Here is a 25,351-nt window from a genome sequence, read left to right as displayed (position 1 = left end):
TAAGACCGAAAATGAGGCCAGTAGGGGGATACCGGCCTCCTTCACTTAGGAGCTTGACTAGAGCTTTTTAGTTTCCGTTGAGAATGCGTAGAACATCAGCAGGGTTTGTTGTGTTCTGTAGGCATTCCACAGCGTCTTCATCATCAAGTGAATTGGTAATAGCCATCAGCACCATGTTGTGCTCATCGCCTTGTGCGGCAATACCGATAACCATCTTCGCGATATCGTCTTCATCTTCGCCCCACTGAATACCTTCAGGGTACTGACAGAATACGATGCCGGTTTTTTGTACATATTGTTTCGCTTCGATTGTGCCGTGTGGTACTGCGATAGACTCGCCTAGGTAAGTAGATACAAGCTCTTCACGAGCAAACATGCCATCTACGTATTCTGGTGATACATTGCCAAGCTTCACTAATTGGTCGCCAGCAAACTTGATAGCGTCTTCTTTCTGAGTCGCTTTAAGGCCAAGGAAAATGCTGTCATTAGTCAGTGCAAGCTTGTTGCCTTCTTGAGTTGGTGCTGCTGCAGGAGCCGGAGCTTCTACCTTCGCTTCACCACTTTGAGCATCGACAAGTTCTGCTACTAGGTTGTCGTATACTGCGCCATCTAAGAAGTTGTTCAGAGACATGTGCATTGCACCAGGAATGGTTTTACGTGCACGGTCTGTTAAATCTTTATGCGTAATAACAATTTGTGAATCAGCTGGTAGGTTGTTGATTGCATAGTTAGTTACCGTGATATTTAGGCCCGCTGCATCGACTTTCTTACGAAGTAGACCAGCACCCATTGCACTTGAACCCATACCCGCATCACATGCTACGTATACTGCTTTCACGTCAGCTAGGTTGATGTCTGCACCCGTTGCTGCACCTTTAGAAGACGCTTTCATGTCTTTCATTTGTGCTGATGCTTTCTCTAGTGAATCTTCCTCATCATCTTGCGCTGATGTTTTAAGAAGGATTGACGCTACAACAAACGATACTGCCGTTGCTGCGATAACCGATAGAATCACGCCGATGTAAGAGCCTTTTGGTGTCATCAACAGAATCGCGAAGATAGAACCAGGAGATGCTGGAGAGATTAGGCCAGAGCTGAACATTACGTTAGTGAATACACCAGCCATACCACCTGCGATTACCGCAAGGATTAGACGTGGGTTCATAAGAACGTATGGGAAGTAAATTTCGTGGATACCACCTAGGAAGTGGATAATAGATGCACCCGCAGCAGATTGTTTCGCGCTGCCTTTACCAAATACCATGTAAGCAAGTAGTAGACCTAGACCAGGACCTGGGTTTGCTTCGATTAGGAAGAAGATCGAGCGACCCATCTCTTCAGATTGCTGGATACCTAGTGGAGAGAAGATACCGTGGTTGATTGCGTTATTTAGGAATAGAATTTTCGCCGGTTCAACAAAGATAGATGCTAGAGGTAGTGCACCCGCTTCTACCATTGCGTTTACACCAGCCGCAAGTCCGCCAGACAGAATCTTAACCGCAGGACCAATCACGATGAACGCGATGATCGCACAGATCATGCCGATGATACCCGCAGAGAAGTTGTTCACTAGCATTTCGAAACCACTCTTCACTTTACCGTGAACAGCTTCATCGAATTTCTTGATTGCGATACCACCTAGTGGACCAACAATCATTGCACCCATGAACATAGGGATGTCAGTACCAACGATAACACCCATTGTTGTGATGGCACCTACTACCGCGCCGCGGTCACCACCAACCATCTTACCACCGGTGTAACCAATCAATAATGGCAGCAAGTAAGTGATCATAGGACCAACCATTGATGCTAACGTTTCGTTAGGCCACCAACCTGTTGGGATGAATAGTGCTGTAATGAAACCCCACGCAATGAATGCGCCGATGTTTGGCATTACCATATTGGATAAGAAACGACCAAAGTTTTGAACCTTGATCTTTGCTTCTGGTGATAACATAGGTAGAACCCCGTAGTGTATTGGTTGGTCAAATGACCGAAAGTGTGTGCTCAAAAGTTGATTAAAATGTATCACAACATTTCCAAAATGCACTCCAGCCCAACTTTAGTGACAAGCATCACACACAAAAAACACTTTCGGGTTAATGGTGATGCTTTAGATCACAAAAATGTCATGAATTTAAATTACAAAGCAAAATAAGTGAGAATAACTCTCATTAACTCACGATCAAGATCACACTTCATGGTTCGATCGCTAAAAATAAATCGTGATATAAATCACACTTAATAAAAGATACATCTTAAAAACTATAAAGTATGTATGAAGGAACGCCATTCCTAGTGGGATTCATATGCAACCAGAGGGGTTTAACCTCACTTTCTGTAATTTAATTACAAAAAGTATTGAAGGACTTTCTTGATGCTGTTTTGGAGAACGCTTCCCCCAATTAAACTAAAAACACATGAGCAATCAGAAAAGGAATGACGCGAAGTAGATGTGTTATTCTAATCACTTGTTTTGGTTGAATACCTACCCCACACCATCTAGTTGTCAGGTGACGACTTAAGAGAAGGCTATGTCAGACAAGATCTCCACATCAGCTCTCGCTAAACAAAAAGGCATAGAAGCCAAAGCCCTGTTTAGTGATCTAAAAACAGCCGGCTATATCGTACGTTCACAGGATCGCTGGATACTGACAGAGCGAGGAGAAAGCTTTGGTGGGGAGTATGTACAACATAAAAAGTTTGGTGTCTTTATTGTATGGCCAGAAAAACTGCTTATCGACTTAGAGTCATTCTCTGGCAAAACATTAACCGCGACGCAACTTGGTCACGCCTTTGAGCTCAGCGCCAAGAAGATCAACTTATTACTCAATGAACTTGGGTGGATAAAGAAAGAAGAAGATGGCTGGCACGTCACCTCCACAGGCTTAAAAGCCGGCGGTGAACAGAGAGAAGACAAAACGACTGAGAACTTATTCGTGGTGTGGCACGACTCGTTGGTCCGCAATAAACGATTAAAGCAATCTGTTGTCGAATTCTTAGGCCACGATGCAGAAAGCCACTCGACCGATGTATCGTTTTCTAGCTTCCGTCAGAAGTTTGAGGCCAAACACCGAACCTTAGATGGGCACTATGTTCGTTCAAAGGGAGAGCTGATCATCGATAACTGGCTTTATATGGCAGGAGTGGTGCATGCGTATGAGCGTCCACTACCAATATCAAAAGAAGTGATCAGCGATTTTTATCTGCCAAACGGCAAGGTATACATCCAGTTCTGGGGAACCGACTCTGCACCTATCGCAGAAGACAAACGCGTTGAAACGAGAGAAACATACGCAGAACACGGCTTCAGCTTAATTGAACTCACTCCGGAAGATATCCCAAACCTAGACAGCGTACTTCCACCATTATTGCGCCAATATGGCATAAAGGCGTACTAAACAACTGATCTTAGCGCGCCATAACACATCAAGATCACACTTAATTACTTATTATGGACATTATTTACCATAGTGATTTGATATGTTCGCTATTTTTCCCAAGTCATTCTTCTATTATCTTACCTCCATCGACTTGAGCTACCGCAGATACTCGATTAATTGGGGCATGTTCGATAACTATTTAGACGTTCAATCTATTGAGATTCGTTTAAATGCGTTATCTGTTTATTGTTGACGTTACCGAACATAACACCCTACGACATTTATTATTAATAGATATTAGGATTCAACATGACTCATCCAATCATTACTGATCTAAACACTCGTTACACAGCTAAAAAATACGATGCAGAAAAACGCATCTCTGCGGAAGACATGGAAGTAATCAAAGAAGCACTTCGTTTGTCAGCTTCTTCTATCAACTCTCAGCCTTGGAAATTCATCATCATTGAGAGCGACGAAGCAAAACAGCGCTTCCACAATACTTTCGAGAACATGTTCCAGTTTAACCAGCCACATGCGAAAGAAGCGTCACACACAATCCTGTTTGCTCACGATCCTAAATACACTAAAGAGAAATTCGCGAAACGCGCAGATAAAGAAGTAAGCTCTGGTCACCTACCTGCTGAAATGTACGAGCAATTCTTGGGTGCTTACGCATTCGCAGAAATGAACACTGACGAAACAGGTTTCAACGGTAACTGGACTAAATCTCAAGTGTACATTGCACTGGGTAACACACTGCACACACTAGCTCGTCTAGGCATCGCTTCAACGCCTATGGAAGGCGTAGACGCGGCTATGATCAGCGAAGAGTTTGCTGACGAACTAGAAGGTCACGTTGTTGATGTAGCACTGGCTATCGGTTACCACAAAGACGGCGAAGACTACAACCACGGTAAACCAAAAGCGCGTCTAGCTCTTGATGAAGTCGTGACTACGCTTTAAAAACTAACCAATAAATTGCAATGCTTATTTGGCCAGACTTTCGTCTGGCCTTTTTTATGCGCGCCTTTTGGCTATTGGCCAGCATTGATAATCATACGAGTCAAATGGACACTTTAGAATCATATTAATCACAAAAATCAGAATGTCATAAAGACACAAAATCAAGCTCAAAAACCAAACAAAACCATCAAAAACAATACCTTAAAAACATGGCATGACTAGTGCAATGATGACCTTAGAAATTCAAATAAGGTATTATCATTATGACTATTCACGTTAAATCAAATGTTCACTGGGTTGGTATTCACGACTGGGAAACCGAGTACTTCCACGGTAAGGAATACCACATGAATAAAGGTACCAGTTATAACTCGTACCTGATCCGTGAAGAGAAAACGGTGCTTGTCGATACCGTTGATCACCGCTTTACGGAACAATTCCTTGCAAACCTTGAGATGGAAATCGACATCAACGACATCGACTACATCATTTGTCAGCATGCCGAAGAAGACCACTCAGGTGCCCTTGCCGCGCTACTTGCTAAGATCCCTAATACGCCTGTCTACTGTACAGAGGCGGGTGTGAACTCGATTGTCGGCCATCATCACCAGCCAGACTGGAACTTCAGAACGGTAAAAACTGGCGACACACTGGATATCGGTAATGGTAAGCAACTTATCTTTGTTGAGATGAAAATGCTGCACTGGCCAGACTCAATGGCCACCTACCTGACTGGCGATGAAATCCTATTCAGTAATGATGCATTCGGTCAACACTACTGTGATGAGAGCCTATTTAACGACCAGCTAGACCAAGTTGAACTGCACGAACAATGTCTGCGTTACTTCTCGAACATCCTGACGCCGTTTGCACCACTAGTGAAAGCTAAGATCGAAGAAGTATTGAGTTTAGGTGTACCGATCGATGTTATCGCCACTTCTCATGGCTGTATTTGGCGCGACAACGCCACCCAGATCGTAGAGCAATACTACGAATGGTCGAAAGCCTACAAAGAAGACCGAATCACGATTGTGTACGACACCATGTCGAACAACACTCGCATGATGGCCGATGCCATTGCGAAAGGGATTCGTAAAGGCAGCCCAGAAACAGCCATTAAAGTGTTCAACGTTTCAAAGCACGATAAAAACGACATCCTAGCTAATATCTTCCGCTCAAAGGGCGTGCTCGTTGGCTCATCAACCATGAACAACGTAATGATGCCGCAGATCGCAGCCTTGCTTGAAGAGATACACGGATTACGCTTTGCAGAAAAAAGAGCCGCAGCCTTCGGGTCTTCAGGTTGGACAGGTGGCGCAGTAAAACGCATCGATGCGCGCCTACGTGAAGCCAATTTCGAAGTCAGTGCACCACAACACATCCACTGGAAACCAGACACAGATGCCCTTCGTCAGTGCATCGATTACGGCATGACACTGGCTGAGGTTTGGCGCGCCGATGAAACCGAGGTTAGCCAACCTAAGCAAGTGGAGCGCAACGTTCAGCCCATAGAATCAGCACCAACAATCTCCCCAACAGAGCTAAAAGACACAGCAGAACAGAACCTAGAACAAACGCAAGATAAGCCTGTCCACAGTGCAGACTGCACATGCTGGCGTTGCACGGTTTGTGAATGGGTATACGACCCACAATTAGGTGAACCGTACCAAGGTGTTGAACCAGGGACACCTTGGGCAAAAGTACCTGATGACTTCCTTTGCCCTGAGTGCCATTTAGGCAAAGAAGTATTTGTGGAGAAGTAACATGTCGAACATTGTGATTGTGGGTGGCGGTTTCGCTGCCCTACAAACTATAAAGATGGTACGTAAACTCGACCAAGATATCGCGATCACCATGATCACGGCAGATTCGGGGGTTGAGTACAGTAAGCCAAATCTTTCGCATGCGTTTAGTCAGGCGCAAACGCCAGAGACACTCTCAATGCATAACGCTCAACAGTTGGCTGAGCAGTACAACTTGGTTATCAAGACCAAAGCACTGGTCAGAGAAATCGATATTGAGCAACAATGTGTTCATGTCGGCGATGACACCATTCACTATTCGAAGTTGGTACTAGCAACGGGAGCAACACCATTTATTCCACCAGCAAAAGGGCTAAAACACGATGCGACAATTACGCTCAATAGTCTGGAGGAGTTTGAAAAGCACAAAGCGAAGATCGATAATGCTCATCGTGTCACTGTGATTGGTGGCGGCCTAATCGGAGTCGAGCTTGCCTTTGACCTCCAAATCGCAGGAAAAGATGTCACGATCATCGAACCCGCGAGCTATCTATTGAGCAGCTTGGTGCCACCTTTCGTTTCTCTAGAATTGGAGCAAGAGTTAAGAAAAGCAGGTGTGACAGTGGAAACAGACTCTGCCGTTTGTCGAGCGACTTACCTCGAAGAGGATATAAGGTTACAAACCACCTCTTCTCGATTGTTACGAACGGATGCAGTGATTGCAGCTGCAGGGCTGAAACCGAACACGACATTGGCGACACAAGCCAGAGTCACCGTCAACAAGGGGATCGTTGTCGACCAAACCATGAAAACCAGTGCTAACAATGTGTATGCGATTGGTGATTGCGCCGAAATTGAAGGGCGTATCATGGCTTATCTCCAGCCCGCGATCTTGTCTGCTAATGTGTTGGCAAAGCAGCTCATTACGAGTGATGACATGCCCGAGGAAGCTGGCATCAAACTCAAGTTGCCTCATATCATTACAAAGGTGAAGACCCCAAGCTACCCGATTCAGCTTGCAGGCCGAGATCTGCACACAGCTCAAAGCTGGGAGACTCGCTTTGACCCGAAAGGCATTATCGCAAAAGGCTTCAATGTAGATAATCAATTGGTTGGATTTATCGTCACCGGAGAGCACACTAAAGCTGCATTCCCGCTGCTCAAAGAGCTACAGACAAGCTCACCCGCTTAATCTCAATGACATAAGCTCAATGACATAAGCTCAATAGCTCAATAGCTCAAGCTCAAGCTCAAGCTCAATAACATAAGCGGCGTCCTACAAAACGAAAAAAGCCAGTCAATAGACTGGCTTTTTTATGCGTTAAGCGAGGTGTTCACATTAACCGATAAACGAGATGTAACCTTGCAGGATAATCAGGTTAACGATATCAATGAAGAATGCGCCGACGATTGGCACCACCATGAACGCCTGTGGTGATGGACCGAATCGGTTCACCAAAGAGCCCATGTTCATTACCGCTGTAGGTGTTGCGCCTAGGCCGAAACCACAGTGACCGCCCGACATAACAGCTGCATCGTAGTTTGAACCCATCACTTTAAACGTCACAAAGTAAGAGAACAGACCAAGCACCACTGCTTGAACACTCAAGATCACCAAGAATGGGATCGCAAGGTCGAAGATGTTCCACAGTTTCAGGCTCATTAACGCCATCGCTAAGAATAGAGACAATGACACAGTACCCAAAATATCAACGGTTTCGCTGTCGGTTTTATGCAGCTTCGTCACTTCAAAAACGTTCGTGATGAACACACCGATAAACAGAGCATAAACAAAGTCAGGAATCATCAACCAAGAAATTTCAAAGGTTGATACCCACTCTTCAAGATATCTTGCACCCGTAATACAGATAAGAAGAATGAACAAAACTTCAATTACCTTCTTGGCTGTCACTTTATCTTCTTCGTACTCGTTATAAGTCACCAGTTCAGGGAAGCGCTCGTGCGTTTGTGTGCCCGTGCCGTACTCTGATTCAAGATTGTTTTTGTCGATCAGTTTTTGCGCTACAGGGCTACCAATGATACCGCCAATGATCAAACCAAAGGTTGCCGAAGCCATCGCGATTTCTAGTGTATTGGCAATGCCGTAGGTATCAGCAAAGGTTTGCGACCAAGCCGCTCCTGTACCGTGACCACCAGACAGCGTAATAGAACCTGCGATCAAACCCATTAGTGGCTCTAGGCCAAGCGTCGTTGCCAGCGTCACACCCACTCCATTCTGGATAATGATGTAAACGGAAGCGACCGCTAAGAACAAAAAGACCTTTGCGCCGCCTTTTATTAGCTGAGTGTAGTTAGCCGCAAGGCCTACAGTCGCGAAGAACATCAACATGAATGTGTTCTGCAAAGGCAAGGAGAACTCAAGATCAACGCCGTTAAAGTGCAGGGCTGTAATAGCAAAAGCGACAATCAAGCCACCAACAATGGGCTCTGGGATATTGTACTTTTTGAGAATCGGTAGCTTTGCGTTTACAAAATGACCTAGAAACAAAACGCTGATCGCGATTAAGAAAGATTCTAGTGGCCCTATTGAAATTAATTGATTCATATAACCTCTATTGTTTTACGTTCTCATCTTCCCTAATGAGTCTAGTTTTATCTGTAAATATTTGTGTTGCTCTGCCTATATTTGTGCAAATTGGTGAGAAATTGTGGATTAGAAAACCAAACACACTAGCGTGTCAGCTGAATGTCATGTTAGCAACAAGTTAACTTTAGTAGGAGATGAATGGTTTTGTGACCAGAATCAACACCTATCCATTTACCTCACCGCTAATGCGATCGCCGATTTAACCCTTTCTATATGCCTAAAAAAGCAAAAAGGAGCTATTACTAGCTCCTCTTTTATTACCATCGCTGGTAATTAGAATTTTTTCGGGGCATAACCCGTCATAACCTCAATGCGAAGCTCTTTACCAATCTTCGTCATTGGGTGAACAACGACTAATCCTTTTACAGACTTTTTCAGTTTACCCATATCCGCTTGCTCAGCTTTAGTAATTTCGCGGCTAAATGGCATATCAAGCAACGACTTACGTTCTTGATTCACATCGTAGCTTTGTTTGTGCTTAAGCTGGGCAATCTTCTTTGTTAGCTTTTTGATTTCTTCTTCAAATTGACGAACAACAGGACGATCATTACGAGCTTTAGCAGCCGCTAACTTATGGCGACACTTGTCTAAACGGTTGTTAATTTGTTGAAGTTCGTTTTTAGCACTCATAATAATTTCCTAAGATTAAGCAAGCCAATTCGGATTGGGGCGCGGAGTATAGCACAAGGGTTTACCTGAACCGAAATTTATCTGATAAATAGCCTTTGGAATCAAAAACAGCCTAAACTGTCTATCAGCCCATCGATACAAAAATGCCACTAATCCGCCGATCAGACATCAACCACAAGGAAGCGTAATGACATCACCGAAACAAAGAGTATTGACCTACAGCCTAGTCCTTGGCTCTTTATTTGCCACAAGTTATGCATCCAGCGAAGTCTCTAATGAAAGCATGCTCGACAACAATCTGATTATTGAATATTCAGCGCCTCAAGACGAAGCAGAGAGACAGCTTAAGCAAGAGATTGAACAGAGTGGCGTTAATGACACCATGGTAGACCTATCGAATCAGTTGTTCCTGTTCAAACAGCCTTTGGTCATTCAATACGGTGGCGATGAGGGCCCGCTCTACGACCCGCAAACTCATCATGTACTGATTCCTTACAGCTTCTACGCCGAATCACTCAACTATTTTGAAAAGAACCAATATGAAAAAGAGTATGGGAAATCCGCGCAAACTGGCGCCATCGATACCTTGCTCCATACACTGATTCACGAGGCTGGCCATGCCTATATTGAAGACCAGCAAATTGCCATTCTGGGTAAAGAAGAAGATGCGGTTGATAATTTAGCTACCATCCTACTTATCAACTATGTCGAACACGGTACAGATGCAGCGATAAGCGCAGCTGATATGTTCGCCTTCGAATCAGAAGACCGCCCTGAGTATTACGATTTGGGTGAATACATCGATGAGCACAGTTTCGACCTACAGCGCTACTTCTCAACCTTATGTTTGGTCTATGGCAGCGATCCTGAGGCCTACAAAAACTTACTCGATGAAGTAGAAAACGACTACCTGAAAGATAGAAAGGAGTTTTGCGTAGAGCATTTTGATGTCATCAATGCCAATTGGCATCGATATTTAAAAGAGAGCGACGATAGTTAAGAGCTTCACTATCACAGCTCAGAGGTTTCCCCATTCAACTGTTACTTCCAACAGCGGCTTCATGCTTTTAAAGCCGCTGAATGTTGTTTGGGGAACGCAAAATGAGACGTCAGACAAAACCTAGACGTTCACTTTGTACTTCAGATCTTGTGCTTCATCGCCAGTCATCCCTCGGAAACCCCAACAATGTGAAGGCTGCTCTTTAATGGTGATTTCAATATCGATCGGAGAAATAGAGAGCTGCTTTTCAATCTCAGAAAAGATCTTCTTAATTAAGCGCTTTTTGGTGTTAACAGCGCGTCCTTCCATCATATTAATCTCGATAACGGTATAAGCCTGCGTTCGCCCTTCTGGGTAAAAGAAGTCATCTCGTTCTAATGGCACAAAACGATGCGCACGCTTGTCATCTGGCAACCCCATCTCACTATTTAAGCACTGCTGCAAAACATTAGAGAGCTCTAGCTTAATCGGGTTTAAGCACTCTTTGATACCATAAATAACAATCATGACCAGTCCTTCGATGTGATGTTAAGTAAAGAAGAAAGTTAGAAAGAAGCAGCTATTCACCCTTTCTGCTCGCTCACTATTTATCCATATACTACCTAATGACATCGACTAAAGAAGAGACGAGCGATGAATTTATGAACAAGTGCAACAAAAAACATATCCTTCTATTGCAGCTGGGTTGCCAAACAACTTCGATTAATAAACAACCACCTTCTAACCTAGATTGATCGAACCTCTCAAACAGTCCGTATACCCTCCTAAATCATCTTTGAACTAAGGAGTGCTATGTGCCGAATTCAACTGGGAAGATCACGCGGACAGAAGCCAAACCAGACAAACCCGTAGAGTCTTCTCTAGAGCTTGCTGTGTTCCCCCTACCCATCTTTCTTTTGCCAGGAGGGAGACAAAGGCTAAGAATCTTCGAACAAAAATATCTCACCATGGTGGCGCACGCTGCCAGAGGCGAAGGTTTTATCATCGCGACGCAAGACAACACAAAGTCCGAACATCTTAGTACGTGGGGAACCAAGGTAACGATTGTCGATTTCAATATGTCGGATGATCAGTTGTTGGAGATCGACGTTGAAGGGCAAAACTTGGTGCAGTTGCACTCCTCACATCGCCAAAGCGACGGCCTGATTAAAAGCCAATTCCATGATTTACCCCATTGGCCAGCGCTCGACTATGATGTGCCCAATGTCTTTACTGCATTTCTCGTACAGTTGTTCCGTGACCACGACTCAATCAGAACGCTCTACCCGACCCCAGATTTTGATAGCCCGCAGTGGATTTGTGCGCGATTGCTCGAGATGATGCCAATCCCGTTAGAAAAGAAATCAGAATTTACAGAACCTGCGAGTTTTCCTTCACTAGTTCCTTTTTTGAATCAAATCATTACGGGGCAGTGAACACTTTTTTTCACTATAATTCTGTATAGTTAAAATTAATTCAAACAAAAGTGATCCCTACTTATGCTGTGCACGTAGTGCCAATCAAATTCGCATGATGGTTACTGACTATGCAAGTGGAAAGCAGAAGTAAGGGGAAGGGCAAGGAGCATGTCATCATTCCCGACAACAAATTACCGAGTGAAAACAAGGTACCTACAGAACTCTCAAGCTGGTTGATTTCAGTGGGAGAGAAACGAGACAAGCAGGCATTCACCTGTTTGTTCAAGTTCTTCGCACCCAAAATCAAACGTTTCGGAATCAGTAAACTTGGCGGCGAAGCTGCTGCTAACGAACTGGTTCAAGACACCATGACCAATGTTTGGAAGAAAGCGCACCTTTACAACGAAGATAAAGGTGCGGCGACCACTTGGGTCTATACAGTAATGCGAAATGCAGCCTTCGACATGTTACGCAAGGTCAAAGCAAAAGCAGAGCAAACGATAGCCGACGATATTTGGCCGATAGACGCTATGGTAGCGGAATCTCAAAATGAAGATTTGCCGTTTGGTGATCATTTAATGAGTCGCCACGTCATGACGCAAATCGAGAAGCTACCTCTTGCTCAGAAAACCATAGTAAAAGGCGTTTATTTTCAAGAGCTCTCTCAGGAGCAACTCGCCCAACAACTCGGTGTCCCGCTTGGAACCGTGAAATCTCGTCTAAGACTCGCTCTAGCCAAACTTAAGGTTCACATGGGGGAACAAAGCCATGATTAAACATCACCCAAACGAAGCAATATTGAAAGACTTTGTTGATGGCACACTTGCCGACTCTGTGTCCTTAATCGTGTCTAGTCACGTAGAGCTATGCGAGCACTGCCAAGAGCAAGTGAGACAACTGACAGCTGAAGCAGCGACTAACGTATTTGACGAGCAACAAGCCGCTTCAAATGACGTTACGAATAGTTTCTTAGATGACGATATCGACTTTGACTTCGATGCGGTTGAGCAAATTACTGCTGACTTGTCTCAGGCGGTGGAAGTTGAACCCAAAGTAGAACAAGTTACCGTGTCTGACACCACGTTCACTATCCCTCGTGCTTTGAATTCAATCGCAAGAAAAGATTGGATGAATCTTGGCAAGATTTCTCGCGCACGACTCGATTTTGAGGACGATGCTCACCACACAAGTCTTTTGCACATAGACAAAGATGGTCAGGTGCCTTGCCACACTCACAAAGGCTTCGAGATAACACTGTTGCTTGAGGGTAGTTTCGAAGATGAGATGGGTGTCTACAACAAAGGCGATTTCATCTGGTTAGACGGCAACCATACCCACCAACCTGAAACAAAAGAGGGGTGTGTATGTTTGACAGTGTCAAGTGATGCCTTGTACTTCACTAAAGGGGTAAGCCAATTGTTTAACCCGTTAGGTAAGTACATTTACTAGTTTAAAATGATTTACCGAGTAGATCACAAGATGCACAGCGTTGGCTAGGTAGAAAAGTAACAACCGGACTAAAGTAATCTGGTATAAGCAATAAATCACATAATATAAAAACAATAATGAGCAATGAGCGTAAGGAATTGACCAATGGATAAAAAAATAAAAATAGGCATTAGTGCATGTGTCGCCGGTCATAAAGTACGGTTCGATACTGGTCACAAGCGTTCTCGCTTCTGCACGGAAGATCTTGCAGACTATGTTGAACTAGAACCAGTATGCCCTGAGATGGCTGTTGGATTGCCAACGCCGCGCCCAACTATTCGTCAGACACGGATGTTAGACGATATCATTCACGTTTCCCGCCCAGACGGGTCAGGTGACGTAACTCAAGAACTGATCGAGTTCGGACAAAGTTACTCAAAGAACAACCAGCATATAGCTGGTTTCATTGTTTGCCAGAAGAGTCCAACTTGCGGCATGGAGCGCGTTAAGGTGTATCACCACCATGGCCGCGGCTCTGAATCCACAGGTATTGGTATGTTCACGAAGCAGGTTATGGAAGGCAACCCGTTGCTGCCTGTGGAAGAGAATGGTCGTCTGAACGATCCGATTTTGCGCGAAAACTTCATGACTCGTGTGTTCACATACCAGAAGTGGCTAGACCTAGTAGATGAAGGAATTACTAAACACAAGCTTATCCAGTTCCATAGCGCCCACAAGTATCTAGTAATGTGCCATCACGTTGAGGGCTATAAAAGCCTTGGAAAATTACTAGCTGGCAATGAGCTAGAGATAAATGAGCTTGCAGATAAGTATATCGAAGGACTGATGACGGCATTATCACACCATGCAAACCGTGGTACGCACGCCAACACGCTTCAACACCTTCAAGGTTACTTTAAGAAGCAGCTCAGCAGTGCTCACAAGCAAGAGTTATCTAACCAGATTGCTTCTTTCAGAGAGGGCGTGATTCCGTTGTTAGTGCCACTCACACTAATCAATCATTACTTGATGGAATACCCAAATGAGTACCTGCAGTCACAGGTTTACTTAAACCCTCACCCGCAAGAACTTAAATTGAGATACGGATATTGAGCGATATTCTATGGATAAGACGAGACCTGCGTATTCACGATAATCCAGCCCTCGTCTCAGCAATCGAAAACGGCGTTTCAATCGCCGTTTTTATTTCAACACCACAAAAGTGGCATCAGCATCACCTTGCTCCGATTAAAGCAGACTTTATCTTCCGTCATTTAAAGCAACTGGAAGCTGAACTCGCCGACTTGGGCATAACCCTGCTGCACCTCAAAGCGACCGATTTTGATGATCAAGCCAAGCAGTTGACCGAGCTGTACCAACAACTCGGTTCTCAGGTTGTTTTCGCCAATTCAGAGCCAGAGGTCGATGAACAAGCTCGTGACCAACAACTGATATCGAGCGGTATAAACCTTCAGGTCAGCGACTGTGACGTAATGCTGCCATTAGGCAGTGTGCTCAACCAGCAAGGTGAGATGTTCAAGGTTTTCACGCCATTTAAAAACGCTTGGTTAAAAGAAGTGCAAGCAAAAGGCATTCAATGCAGCCCTACTGCGGCGCCTTCTAAAGCAAGCCCTAACACTCAATTGCCTGAAGCTCTGGCAGGGTTTAAGCTCGTCAGTGACTATGACTTCGACTTTCCGCGTGTCAACTCAAGCCGTTGGCCACTAAGCCAAGACGTACTTGGCAATGTGATACCTAACTTTCTAGCCAACAAGGTCAACGACTACGCTCACCTGAGAGACATACCTTCAGTAAAAGGGACTTCAGGCTTATCGCCTTACTTAGCGATTGGTGCGGTAAGCCCAAGATGGTTAGCCATTCAGCTCATCCAACAGCAACCCGATTTACTGTTTGATACCCAACTGCCCGCTTTTTCTTGGCTCAACGAGTTAATTTGGCGAGATTTTTATAAGCACTTGATGTTCCACCATCCTAAACTGGTTAAAGGGGCTAACTTCCAGCAGAAATACAATGGCTTAGATTGGTATAAAGATCATCCGAGCTTCAAAGCTTGGTGTGAAGGAAAAACGGGGTATCCATTGGTTGATGCGGCCATGCGTCAACTGGTCGAAACCGGCTGGATGCACAACAGGCTAAGAATGGTAGTCGCTAGCTTTCTAACTAAACACTTGTTGATTGACTGGCGTTGGGGTGAGCGCTTCTTTATGGATCACCTAATTGACGGTGATTTTAGTGCTAACAATGGTGGCTGGCAGTGGGCTTCAAGTACCGGCTGTGATGCACAACCTTACTTCCGAATCTTCAATCCGATCACCCAGAGTGAAAAGTTTGATCCGAAAGGAATTTTTATCCGTAAGTACATACCAGAGCTGCAAAATATTCCGGACAAGCATGTGCATTTCCCACATGATTACATAGCAAAAAACGGAATAAACAGTGAATACTGGCAACCCATCGTTGAACATAAAGAAGCACGATTGAGAGCCTTAGCCTTTTTCAAATAATTAGAGTGAATATTATGGATAACTCTCTATGGCTTGATAACTTTCTCAACATGTATCGAGAGCTCGGAACGGACAATTTCGACGTGCTAAAGACGGTTTATCACCCTAATATCGAATTCCAAGACCCGCTGCATCATGTCAGCGGGATTGCAGCGCTAACTCACTACTTCGACAACATTTACACCCAAGTGACTAGCTGTAACTTTCACATCGAGCACACGTTTGAAGTTAACGGCGAAGCATCGGTTTATTGGACAATGCACTTTGTACACAAGCAACTTAATGGGCAGAAGCCTATTGAGGTCCAAGGCCACAGCCACCTAAAAATGCTCGATGATCAAGTGATTTACCATAGAGACTATCTCGATGTCGGCTCTATGTTGTATGAACATATTCCGGTATTAGGCTGCGTCATCAAATCCATCAAGAAAAGAGCGAGCCGATAATGCATATTATGATAACAGGCGCGACCTCTGGTATCGGCCAATCACTCGCTCGCGATTATGCCCAGCAAGGACATCAAGTCATTGCTTGTGGTCGTAGCCAAGAGAAGTTACAGGCTCTAGTCGATTCGCACGAAAGTGACATCGCGGAGTCGACGATCACACCACTGTGCTTTGATTTGACGGATTACCACAATTTCCCAGAGCTTGACCAAGACAAACCTCTCGACCTGCTGATACTCAATGCGGGTGACTGCGAATACATCGATGACCCAGTCAACTTTGATGCAGAGCTTTTTGAGCGCGTCATCAACATTAACTTAATCTCTATTGGTTACGCGCTAGAGTCTTGGTTGAAAAACATCAAACCCGGCGGACGCTTGGTTTTAGTTAGCTCTAGCGCTAGCTTTTTGCCTCTTCCACGAGCTGAGGCCTATGGCGCTTCAAAAGCGGCACTCACTTACTTAGGCAGAACACTTTCGGTTGATCTCGCCAAGCACAATATTCATGTCACAATTGTGCACCCTGGCTTCGTTGAAACGCCATTAACCGAGCGAAATACCTTCGCTATGCCTATGATTATTAGTAGTGAGGCCGCAACTCAACGAATAGTTAATGGAATTGCTCAAGGAAAGAGCGAAATCGATTTCCCTAGACGATTCATCATGTTGATGAAGCTATTAAGAATGCTTCCAACTTCAGTTTGGCAAAAACTCGCTTCAAGGATGGTATAACAATGAAGAAAATCGCCATTATTGGTTCAGGCATTTCTGGACTCACTTGCGCGCACATATTAGACAAACACCACGACGTAACCGTATTCGAGAAAAACGACTACGTTGGGGGACATACCGCCACCGTTGATATTGAACATCAAGGCTCGGCGTTCTCGATTGATACTGGCTTCATCGTGTTCAACGATCGAACCTACCCAAACTTCAATCAACTACTCGAACAGTTGGGTGTAGAGAGGCAACCAACAGAAATGAGCTTCAGTGTACACAACACAACCACCCAGTTTGAATACAATGGTCACAGCATTAACTCGCTATTCGCGCAGAGGAGCAACATCTTCAAACCGCAGTTCTGGTCATTAATCTCTGACATTCTGAAATTCAACAAGTTGTGTAAAGCTCAATTCGAAAGTAACCAATTCACACCTGACGTCACCCTTGGCAGTTTCCTACGTGACAATCAATTTTCTGACTTCTTTAGCCAACACTACATTCTTCCTATGGGTGCGGCTATTTGGTCAACAAGCCTCGAAGAGATGGAAGAGTTCGAGCTCAAGTTCTTCATACAGTTCTTCTACAACCACGGCCTACTAGATATCACTAATCGCCCTCAATGGTATGTGATCCCAAAAGGTTCTCGTTCTTATGTTGAGATCATTCTTTCTCGCCTGAACAAGCCAGTGGCATTGAACACATCGATTCAACAAGTCATTCGTCATGAAACCGGTGTAACTATCGAATTTGAAGACGGTGCAACAAAGCAATTTGATGAAGTGATTTTCGCCTGCCATTCAGACCAAGCGTTAGCACTGTTAGGCGATGCAACGGCTGATGAGAAAGAGGTATTAGGTGAGATACCTTACAGCCGCAACGAAGTAGTTCTTCATACCGATACCAGCTTGCTACCAGACAGAAAGCTGGCGTGGGCAAGTTGGAACTACATGCTGGATGGTAATAGCAAGCGACCAGCTTGTGTCACTTACAACATGAATATTCTGCAGGGAATAGAGAGCCAAGACACCTTCTGCGTGACCTTAAACCAGAGTGAAGCCATTGCTCCAGAAAAGATCATCCGAAGCTTTGTTTATCACCACCCAGTATTGAACTCCAACACGGTCAATGCACAACAACAGCGTGATCGAATTTGTGGTAAGCAGAATACGCATTTCGCAGGTGCGTATTGGTACAACGGGTTCCACGAAGATGGCGTGCATAGTGCATTGGATGTGACCAAGCGCTTTGGTCTGGATCTCAGCACGAGCTCAGCACAATGAACACCGAGACCCTAGCACCCAACCCGGAAATAGTATCCGAACACGGTGAAGAGTTCAGCGGTATCTATTGGGGAAATGTCAGACATCGCCGCTTTGGTGATATCCCTCATGAGTTTAGCTACCAGCTCTACATGATGGGGCTGGATCTCGATGAGCTGCCTAAGACCACTGAGCGAAGTGCGCTGTTTGGGACTCGCTGGTACAACCCGATTCGCTTTGTCGAATCGGATTATCTTGCTGAAAAAGAAGAAAATACAATTAGCGATGAACCTAAATCTCTAAAACAACGTATAGCATCCAAAGTACAAAAACTTGGTGGCGATTGGTCTGATGAAAACCGAGTAACAATGCTTGCTCAATGTCGATGTTTAGGTGTTTACTTTAGTCCAATCAACTGCTTTTTCTGTTACGACGAAGCAGACGAGTGTCGATATATGTTGGCCGAGGTTAGCAACACACCTTGGCGAGAGAGGCACTATTATCTGATCGATATGCGCCAAGAGTTGAAAGTTAAAAAAGATTTTCACGTTTCGCCGTTCATGGATTTAAACATGACCTATTTTTGGAAAATTAAGCCACCAGCGAAACGAACGCTTGTTCACATCGAAAGCCGCAGAAGCGAACGAATATTCGATGCGACACTAGCTTTGACTAAACAGTCAGTAACGAAAACAAACATTAGACGAACGGTTTTTAAGATCCCGGCAATGACGGTGAAAGTTGTGATGGGGATTTATTATCAGGCTCTTAAGTTATTCCTGAAAAAAGTACCGTTTGTGGCGCATCCGGACTCAACACCTTAAGCGCCAAAACCAATATTCGATTATGTTGTGAGTGTACTCAAATAAACGAATGCCACCCAACTTAGTTGGCAAAAAAGTCAGAATGAATTCTCAGCGAGGTTGACATGGAACAGCTTGCAAAACAAAACAACAACATTGAACAACAAGCTAAAGCCGTTGCTGTTTCAAGCAACTGTAAGTATCGAGCTTTAATCTTTAAGGTCCTAGAGCGCCTGCAATTTGCAACGCTAGAAATCATCGAGCGAGACCAGCATTCGGTGTTTGGAGACAGAGAAGCAGATTTGAAAGGTCGAATTGTGATTCATGATGCGACCTTTTTTAGAGACGTGGTTGTCAACGGCAGTATCGGGGCATCCGAAGCCTATATAGATGGTAAATGGACCAGTCCAGACTTAACCCGCGTTATCCAGATTATGGCTCGCAACCAAGCCCAGTTAGATGAGCTAGACGACAAAACTCAGTGGATTTCTCGCATTAAGAATCTCCTGCTTCGTCGCAAAAACGCCAACACCGAGCAAGGCTCTAAACGAAACATTTTGGCCCACTACGACATCGGTAACGAGCTGTACGAGCGATTCCTTGATAGTTCGATGCAATACTCGTCGGCGATCTACAGCGATGAAGCGCTGACTTTATCGAAAGCACAGCAGAACAAAATGAGAACGATCTGTGAGCGTTTGGAACTTTCAGAATCGGATAGCGTGGTCGAGATTGGCACTGGCTGGGGTGGTTTAGCAATCTTCATGGCACAACATTATGGTTGCCACGTCACCACCACAACGATTTCAGACGCACAACATGAGCTTGCAGAGCAGCGCGTAAAATCGCTCGGCTTAACCGATAAAATTACTCTACTCAAAGAAGACTATCGCAACCTAACGGGTGAATACGATAAGCTGGTTTCCATCGAGATGATAGAAGCGGTGGGACATGAATACCTGCAAACCTTCTTTGAGAAATGCTCTTCATTGTTGAAGCCTTCCGGAAAAATGCTGATTCAAGCGATTACCATCGCTGATGGGCGTTATGAAAAGTACCGTAAAGGCGTCGACTTTATTCAAAAATACATTTTCCCTGGAGGCTGCTTACCCTCTGTCTCAGTGATGACCCAACACCTTGCGACCAGCACCGACCTTGTCGTACAAGAGATCGACGACATCGGTCTACATTACGCACGCACACTGAACGACTGGAATATTGCCTTTCAAAACAGCTGGGAAGAATTACAATCACTGGGCTATTCAGAAGAGTTCAAGCGCCTTTGGACCTTCTACTTCTGCTACTGTGAAGGTGCATTCAAAGAGCGAGTGATTAGTACTCACCATTTAGTCGCAAGAAAACCTCGTTACTTTGGAGCGAAAGATGAAACGGTTTTGGATTATTAATCTCATTCTGTTTCAAGCGACCTGGGTTTGCAGCGCGTTCTTCACCGCTCAAGCCCCGTTCGTAACACCGCTGCTGGTGATCATTCACTTCCTATTATCACCGACTCGCCACAGCGACCTTAAAATACTCGTTTTATTACCATTGGGGCTACTGCTTGATAGCCTCATGCTTCACTTCGGCGTCTTCGCCGTCGACCCTGCCATTGCCAATCAATCATGGTTCCCTGTGTGGCTCGTCTGCCTATGGATCATGTTCCTGATTAGCTTCAACCACAGCCTTAATTGGCTCTTAAAATGCTCAAAAGTGATCTTGTTCGCCTTAGGGTTCGTAGCGGGTACTAGTAGCTACTGGGGAGGAATCAAAGCTGGCGCCCTCCTTGCTGCTTGGCCAGATGCATCGGTAGTTGCTGCCCTTGCGTTAAGTTGGGGGATATTTTTGCCTCTTCTTGTGGCCGCCTACTCAAACTTAATGAAACCGACAATGGCAAGGACAACGAGGTGACTTATGGCTTACTCACTCAAACGGACGCAGGCGCTCCATTCAAAGAGCACCGAGAGTCACACGTGTGCCCAATCTAACACTCAAACAGCTGCAGACAATCAGTACTTAAAAGCATTTCTAGGTGGCTTCACTCTCTCTCTATTAATCGTAGCATTACTGCTTGCTGGGCAAGCGCGCGCCTCTGCTGTCGACGATTTAAACAAGCGCGGACAAGGCGAAATGAGTTACCTATTTTGGACCCTCTACTCTGCTGAATTCTACACCGCACCATCAAGTTCAGAACGCGCATTGAAAATAGAGTACTACCGTTCAATAGACAGCAAGGATCTGGTCGAAGCGACCGAAGACCAATGGAACAAGCTTGGCTACCCTAACAGCAACATCGAGCGCTGGTTGAAGCCACTCTATTCAATGTGGCCCAACGTAGAAGCAGGAAGCACATTGACGATTCGTGTTGAAGAAGACAACGTGAGTCGCTTTTACTTCGATGAACAGCCTATCGGTGTCATCCAAGACAAACAATTTGGCGATGCGTTCCTAGCGATCTGGCTCTCCGAAAACACCTCCGAACCTGGCCTACGCAAACAACTATTAGGTTTGAATAAATGAATCCAAAAACAAAAATAATCAAGTTTGCTCTCGCAATACTGTCTCTTAGTTGGCTAATAGGTTGCGGCTCTGCCAGCCTTGATAATCATGTCGACACAACACCAGAGCTCAAACTTGAGACCTTCTTCAATGGCGAGTTAATGGCTTACGGTATGGTACTCGACCGCTCCGGCAATTTGCTACGACGTTTTGATGCCAAACTGATCGCTACGTGGGAAGGCAACAACGGTGAAATCAAAGAGTGGTTCTCATTTGCCGATGGTGAACGCTCAACCCGAATTTGGAACCTGATAAAAACCGGCGACAACACCTACTCAGGCACCGCTAACGATGTAGTAGGAACCGCTTATGGTGAAACCCAAGGCTCTGCTCTGTACTGGAAGTACGATTTAGAAATCGAAGTTGATGGCAGTACCTATGAAGTCACACTAGATGATTGGATGTTCTTGATGGATGAAAAGCGATTATTCAACAAGACCGAAATGTCCAAGTTCGGCTTTAAGGTCGGAGAGGTCATCCTGTACATCGAAAAGATTTAGACAACTCGCCCTTCAATTCAATCTGAATCACCCGCTTTAGAATCCAGCCCACTACGACGCGTTGTGGGCTGTTTCGTATAATCTCTCAAATAGCGTGCCTACATGCTCCCCCCGCTGTGCTAAGATGCGCCACCAGCGTGCAAATGGCCGGTACCTCATATCGGTGAGTGACCATTTGTTTCGCCACGTGTAGACTCCCTACCAGATAAATTTAAAAGGCTTTAAAGCATGAGCAAGTTAACCTCAGCGGAGCGTAAAGCTCGCGACAACGAACGTTTCTCACAACGCGTAAACGAGCGCAGAGAAAAAGGTGAAGACGTAGTTGCTTACGCGTTAACCAACAAAAAAGCCGTTAAATTCCTGACAAAGTCAGAGAAGAAACGTCTCAATGAGATGAAAACAGCTCGCCAAGAAGAGCTTCGTCAGAAAGAACAAGAAGAGCTGAACCGAATCGAAGACGCCTTCACCATCAAACAGTTCGACGACTAATAATCACACTAAACAACTCAAAGTGCTGTCGCAGATTTTGGCTACCCAAACAAATGAGATCTTAAATTATTTTGTAAGGGTGACCTTCAAAATGTGCGACAATGCGCGACGTAAATTCATATTCAAGGTTCATTATGAAACTTCTAGTTCGTAACCTATCTCGCTCAACAACAGAGCAAGACATCCGTGTACTATTTTCTGAGTTCGGTTCAGTAAAAGCATGCAACCTAGTATTAGACCAAGAAACTGGCTACTCAAAAGGTTTTGCTTTCGTTGAAATGCCAGAGCAAGAAGAAGCGAAAACTGCACTAGACAAGCTGCACATGACCAAGCTTGGCAAAAACACAATTCGTGTAAAAGTCGCTAACTCTTAATTCGACTTTAATTCTCTCGCTGGTTTCACAGAAACTCAGATGATAAAGCCCGTAACGATATCGCGCTGAAATAACGCCATATCGTTACGGGCTTTTTGCTGCTGGGTACTTTTCTAAGCACTCATAACTTATCTATAACCCTTCATAGTCATCAATGGCTCGTCGTGCTTCGGCCATTGAACATCCAGACTCCATCACCAATTGAGCAACTGTCATAGAAGGTGTTGCCGCTAACAGCGACACCAAGCACACCACAGGTTTAGGCAGCACCTTGTCTATGGCTACTGTTATCCAGCCGTCTTTCTCATGAGTTAACAAAGCTTTGAATTCAATCAATTGATGCTCCTGAGCCACCAATAACCAATTGCGTGAGCGACGAACTCGCTTCAACTGACATCCACATTCAGCAGCGTTCGCCATTACTTGGCTCTTATCACTCACACGATGTACAAAACTATTCAGTGGGACGCTAAACATAACCTATATCAGATAATCGACAGATGGTCGTAGGATTACACAGCCTTTACGAAACTGCTAGAGCCAGCATGAATAACAATGCAGAGCCGTTAAAGCTTAACAAACAAGCCCAAGAAAAAAAGCCACCACTGAATTCAGTGGTGGCTTTCCGATTACTCACACACTCTCTTACTGCTCAGGATAAAAGCGGGTGTGCTGATTAGTTTTAATCCTGATAAGACTGGGAAGCCAAGCGAATAAAGGCGTTGGTTTCACCGTATTTCTTATACTCACCCACTCGCTGTACCACTTCAAAGAATAGGCCATTCACTTCTTTGGTGTAGAAATGGAAGAACGCCCCCGTGTCATCTTCGGTGTAAAGAATGTTGTTCTTCTGTAGCTGTTCAATCGACTCATCTTCCAAATCAAATTGTGCCTGAATATCTAGGTAGTAGTTATTCGGGATCTTCAATTGATAGATAGGCGATAGGTTAGCCGCCGCTTTAAAGATATCTCGGCACTCAATTGCAATCTGATTGATGCTCGCGCCATTGGAATCATTTAAGAATCGCTGAGCCGAAGTACGCTTAGCGCTGGTACTGTTAAGTGCGATCTTAATGTTCTCATTAGGACTCTTGATAGTACGACTAGTTATCAGGCCGTTGATGTCTGGCAGATCAAAGCTATCTTCAGGAACAAAACCAAAGATCGACTTATAGAAGAACATGTTCGACAGCAAAGTCTCTGGCGACACTACCTGACCAATGTGGTCAACGCGAATCAAGTTATCGTTCACTGCCGGTTGCTGCTCTACTGGCTTGAAATCTACGTCGTAAAACTTGTCTGCTTGGTTCTCATCCAAAAGATGAATCATCAAGTTACTAGAGCTCTTAAGTGTTGGAATATCCAGCTCATTTTCTTGGCGAGCTTGGAAAATCGCTGGACTGTTATAGCGTTTTGCCAGTTCAACCAAACGATCCGAATCTTTGGTTAACACGCCTAGCGCACACACAGATTCACCGTGTCCTTCTAAGTACGCCTGAGCGTTGCTGTTTTTCTCGTAGTTAAAGACGAAGTTAATATCACCTACTTGGTATAGGTCGACATTCTTACTCTTATGACTGTGTGTTTTGCTAAAGCCCAATGACTCAATCACATCGGTAAATGGATTGTCTTCACGCTCTTTTACCGCAAATTCAATGAAGCTCAAATCAGACACGCTCGGCATCTCAAACAAGTTGTTGGTCTGATCTTCGAGCCATTTCAGTGAACGTACGCCATCCACCGCTTTCTCTCTTGGAGAAGAAGCACGGAACTCATCGTTAAACACTTCATGAGAGAGGTAATCATCGTAGCCTTTATCTTTAAGTGTTTTCACAAAGTCGATCACTGGGAAATCGCCTTGACCCGGGAAGCAACGGTAGTGACGGCTGTATTGCAAAATATCCATCTGCATTTTCGGCGCATCAGCGACCTGCACCAAAGCAATCTTTTCCACTGGAATATCTTCACGCAACGTATCGAGTGTGTTGCCACGCGCAAACATGTGGAAGGTGTCCAATACCACACCAAGATTCGGGTGATCGACCATCTTCACCAAATTCCAAGCGTCATCGTAATCGGCAATGTGACGGCCCCATGCCAGCGCTTCGTAACCCAGCTCCATATCTTCGCGCTTGGCCAGTTCTGCCAAGGCATGCAAATCTTCAGCGCAGCGGTCAAGATTATTGGTCGAAAGTGGATTGACGTTACTGCACATCATTAGGCGTTTCGTGCCCAGTTGGTGTGCCAGATCCATCTTGCGCTCCATCATCTTATATTTCTTTTCGCGCAAGCCATTTGGCATCCCTTCCATATCTCGGAAAGGTTGTAGAACCAAGATCTCAAGCCCCATGCTGTCAGCGATGCGTTTAACATCGGCTGCAGAACCACGGTACTGAGTTAAATCATTTTCAAAAATTTCGATGGCATGAAAACCGGCTTTTGCCGCTGCATGCATCTTCTGTTCAAGAGTGCCAGATAGACAAACGGTCGCGATTGAATACTTCATCCTAAACTCCC

Annotated in this window: 26 protein-coding genes; 20 read left to right on the top strand and 6 right to left on the bottom strand. The window is 44.9% G+C overall.

Translation table 11 applies throughout. The features are described from left to right. Positions 1-67 precede the first annotated feature (67 nt). Positions 68-1,960, bottom strand: a complete 1,893-nt coding sequence (locus F0251_RS03605) for a PTS mannitol transporter subunit IICBA (RefSeq protein ID WP_105058689.1) — start codon at positions 1,958-1,960, stop codon at positions 68-70. A gap of 577 nt (positions 1,961-2,537) precedes the next feature. On the opposite strand from F0251_RS03605, the gene F0251_RS03600 reads away from it, so the two are divergent. From F0251_RS03600 to norW, 4 genes are all read left to right on the top strand, one after another. Beyond that, the gene (locus F0251_RS03600; protein ID WP_061032907.1) at positions 2,538-3,404 is read left to right on the top strand and encodes a hypothetical protein; all 867 of its coding nucleotides are present in this window, start codon (positions 2,538-2,540) and stop codon (positions 3,402-3,404) included. Positions 3,405-3,695: 291 nt separating this feature from the next. Continuing rightward, positions 3,696-4,352: a nitroreductase family protein gene (locus F0251_RS03595; RefSeq protein ID WP_171730346.1), complete on the top strand. Its 657-nt coding sequence runs from the start codon at positions 3,696-3,698 to the stop codon at positions 4,350-4,352. Positions 4,353-4,615: 263 nt separating this feature from the next. Then, the gene (gene norV / locus F0251_RS03590) at positions 4,616-6,115 is read left to right on the top strand and encodes an anaerobic nitric oxide reductase flavorubredoxin (RefSeq protein ID WP_105058687.1); all 1,500 of its coding nucleotides are present in this window, start codon (positions 4,616-4,618) and stop codon (positions 6,113-6,115) included. A gap of 1 nt (position 6,116) precedes the next feature. Next, positions 6,117-7,286: an NADH:flavorubredoxin reductase NorW gene (gene norW / locus F0251_RS03585; protein ID WP_171730345.1), complete on the top strand. Its 1,170-nt coding sequence runs from the start codon at positions 6,117-6,119 to the stop codon at positions 7,284-7,286. Between the two features lie 147 nt (positions 7,287-7,433). Here the strand turns inward: norW and gltS are convergent, their stop codons facing one another. Together gltS and F0251_RS03575 are read right to left on the bottom strand one after the other, a co-directional pair. After that, entirely contained in the window at positions 7,434-8,660 is a 1,227-nt protein-coding gene (gene gltS, locus F0251_RS03580; protein WP_061032903.1) for a sodium/glutamate symporter, read from the bottom strand. Between the two features lie 315 nt (positions 8,661-8,975). Continuing rightward, the gene (locus F0251_RS03575) at positions 8,976-9,332 is read right to left on the bottom strand and encodes a YibL family ribosome-associated protein (RefSeq protein ID WP_061032902.1); all 357 of its coding nucleotides are present in this window, start codon (positions 9,330-9,332) and stop codon (positions 8,976-8,978) included. A 187-nt stretch (positions 9,333-9,519) separates the two neighbouring features. Between F0251_RS03575 and F0251_RS03570 the strand changes: the two genes are divergently transcribed. After that, entirely contained in the window at positions 9,520-10,332 is an 813-nt protein-coding gene (locus tag F0251_RS03570) for a DUF4344 domain-containing metallopeptidase (protein ID WP_171730344.1), read from the top strand. 120 nt (positions 10,333-10,452) lie between these two features. Here F0251_RS03570 and F0251_RS03565 read toward each other — a convergent pair whose 3' ends face one another. Then, positions 10,453-10,839, bottom strand: a complete 387-nt coding sequence (locus F0251_RS03565; protein WP_004736999.1) for a tautomerase family protein — start codon at positions 10,837-10,839, stop codon at positions 10,453-10,455. Between the two features lie 287 nt (positions 10,840-11,126). Between F0251_RS03565 and F0251_RS03560 the strand changes: the two genes are divergently transcribed. From F0251_RS03560 to F0251_RS03490, 15 genes are all read left to right on the top strand, one after another. Next, a complete protein-coding gene (locus F0251_RS03560; protein WP_105058683.1) occupies positions 11,127-11,747 on the top strand; it encodes an LON peptidase substrate-binding domain-containing protein in 621 nt (206 codons plus the stop codon). A 110-nt stretch (positions 11,748-11,857) separates the two neighbouring features. After that, positions 11,858-12,505, top strand: coding sequence for a sigma-70 family RNA polymerase sigma factor (locus F0251_RS03555; protein WP_061032899.1), 648 nt, complete (start codon positions 11,858-11,860; stop codon positions 12,503-12,505). Then, the gene (locus F0251_RS03550) at positions 12,498-13,178 is read left to right on the top strand and encodes a ChrR family anti-sigma-E factor (protein WP_061032898.1); all 681 of its coding nucleotides are present in this window, start codon (positions 12,498-12,500) and stop codon (positions 13,176-13,178) included. The genes F0251_RS03555 and F0251_RS03550 overlap by 8 nt, the downstream gene beginning before the upstream one ends. A gap of 144 nt (positions 13,179-13,322) precedes the next feature. Then, entirely contained in the window at positions 13,323-14,270 is a 948-nt protein-coding gene (locus F0251_RS03545) for a DUF1722 domain-containing protein (protein WP_061032897.1), read from the top strand. Further along, entirely contained in the window at positions 14,267-15,682 is a 1,416-nt protein-coding gene (phrB, locus tag F0251_RS03540; protein WP_061032896.1) for a deoxyribodipyrimidine photo-lyase, read from the top strand. Before F0251_RS03545 ends, phrB begins: the two co-directional genes overlap by 4 nt. Positions 15,683-15,696: 14 nt before the next feature. Further along, entirely contained in the window at positions 15,697-16,128 is a 432-nt protein-coding gene (locus F0251_RS03535) for a nuclear transport factor 2 family protein (protein ID WP_171730343.1), read from the top strand. Next, positions 16,128-16,859: an SDR family NAD(P)-dependent oxidoreductase gene (locus F0251_RS03530; RefSeq protein WP_171730342.1), complete on the top strand. Its 732-nt coding sequence runs from the start codon at positions 16,128-16,130 to the stop codon at positions 16,857-16,859. The genes F0251_RS03535 and F0251_RS03530 overlap by 1 nt, the downstream gene beginning before the upstream one ends. A gap of 2 nt (positions 16,860-16,861) precedes the next feature. After that, a complete protein-coding gene (locus F0251_RS03525; protein ID WP_171730341.1) occupies positions 16,862-18,133 on the top strand; it encodes an NAD(P)/FAD-dependent oxidoreductase in 1,272 nt (423 codons plus the stop codon). Further along, positions 18,130-18,936, top strand: a complete 807-nt coding sequence (locus tag F0251_RS03520; RefSeq protein WP_171730340.1) for a DUF1365 domain-containing protein — start codon at positions 18,130-18,132, stop codon at positions 18,934-18,936. The genes F0251_RS03525 and F0251_RS03520 overlap by 4 nt, the downstream gene beginning before the upstream one ends. A gap of 104 nt (positions 18,937-19,040) precedes the next feature. After that, positions 19,041-20,321: a cyclopropane-fatty-acyl-phospholipid synthase family protein gene (locus F0251_RS03515; RefSeq protein WP_171730339.1), complete on the top strand. Its 1,281-nt coding sequence runs from the start codon at positions 19,041-19,043 to the stop codon at positions 20,319-20,321. After that, on the top strand, positions 20,299-20,823 hold the full coding sequence (locus F0251_RS03510; RefSeq protein WP_171730338.1) for a DUF2878 domain-containing protein: 525 nt from the start codon (positions 20,299-20,301) through the stop codon (positions 20,821-20,823). The genes F0251_RS03515 and F0251_RS03510 overlap by 23 nt, the downstream gene beginning before the upstream one ends. Before the next feature lie 3 nt (positions 20,824-20,826). Next, positions 20,827-21,432, top strand: coding sequence for a chalcone isomerase family protein (locus tag F0251_RS03505; protein WP_171730337.1), 606 nt, complete (start codon positions 20,827-20,829; stop codon positions 21,430-21,432). Then, a complete protein-coding gene (locus F0251_RS03500; RefSeq protein WP_171730336.1) occupies positions 21,429-21,971 on the top strand; it encodes a DUF3833 domain-containing protein in 543 nt (180 codons plus the stop codon). Before F0251_RS03505 ends, F0251_RS03500 begins: the two co-directional genes overlap by 4 nt. A gap of 228 nt (positions 21,972-22,199) precedes the next feature. Then, a complete protein-coding gene (locus F0251_RS03495) occupies positions 22,200-22,460 on the top strand; it encodes a hypothetical protein (protein WP_061032888.1) in 261 nt (86 codons plus the stop codon). A 134-nt stretch (positions 22,461-22,594) separates the two neighbouring features. Beyond that, positions 22,595-22,834: an RNA-binding protein gene (locus F0251_RS03490; RefSeq protein WP_004736983.1), complete on the top strand. Its 240-nt coding sequence runs from the start codon at positions 22,595-22,597 to the stop codon at positions 22,832-22,834. A 132-nt stretch (positions 22,835-22,966) separates the two neighbouring features. Here F0251_RS03490 and F0251_RS03485 read toward each other — a convergent pair whose 3' ends face one another. Next, positions 22,967-23,311: a ribosome recycling factor family protein gene (locus F0251_RS03485; RefSeq protein ID WP_171730335.1), complete on the bottom strand. Its 345-nt coding sequence runs from the start codon at positions 23,309-23,311 to the stop codon at positions 22,967-22,969. Between the two features lie 205 nt (positions 23,312-23,516). Beyond that, positions 23,517-25,340 (bottom strand): bifunctional sugar phosphate isomerase/epimerase/4-hydroxyphenylpyruvate dioxygenase family protein, encoded by a 1,824-nt coding sequence (locus tag F0251_RS03480; RefSeq protein ID WP_171730334.1) that lies wholly within the window; start codon positions 25,338-25,340, stop codon positions 23,517-23,519. Positions 25,341-25,351: the final 11 nt, after the last annotated feature.

Origin of the sequence: Vibrio sp. 070316B (assembly GCF_013114115.1) — a bacterium.
In the GTDB taxonomy this organism is placed as follows: Bacteria; Pseudomonadota; Gammaproteobacteria; order Enterobacterales; family Vibrionaceae; genus Vibrio; species Vibrio chagasii_B.
Note: the sequence above shows the minus strand (reverse complement) of the source record. Positions and strands in the feature narration are given on the sequence as shown.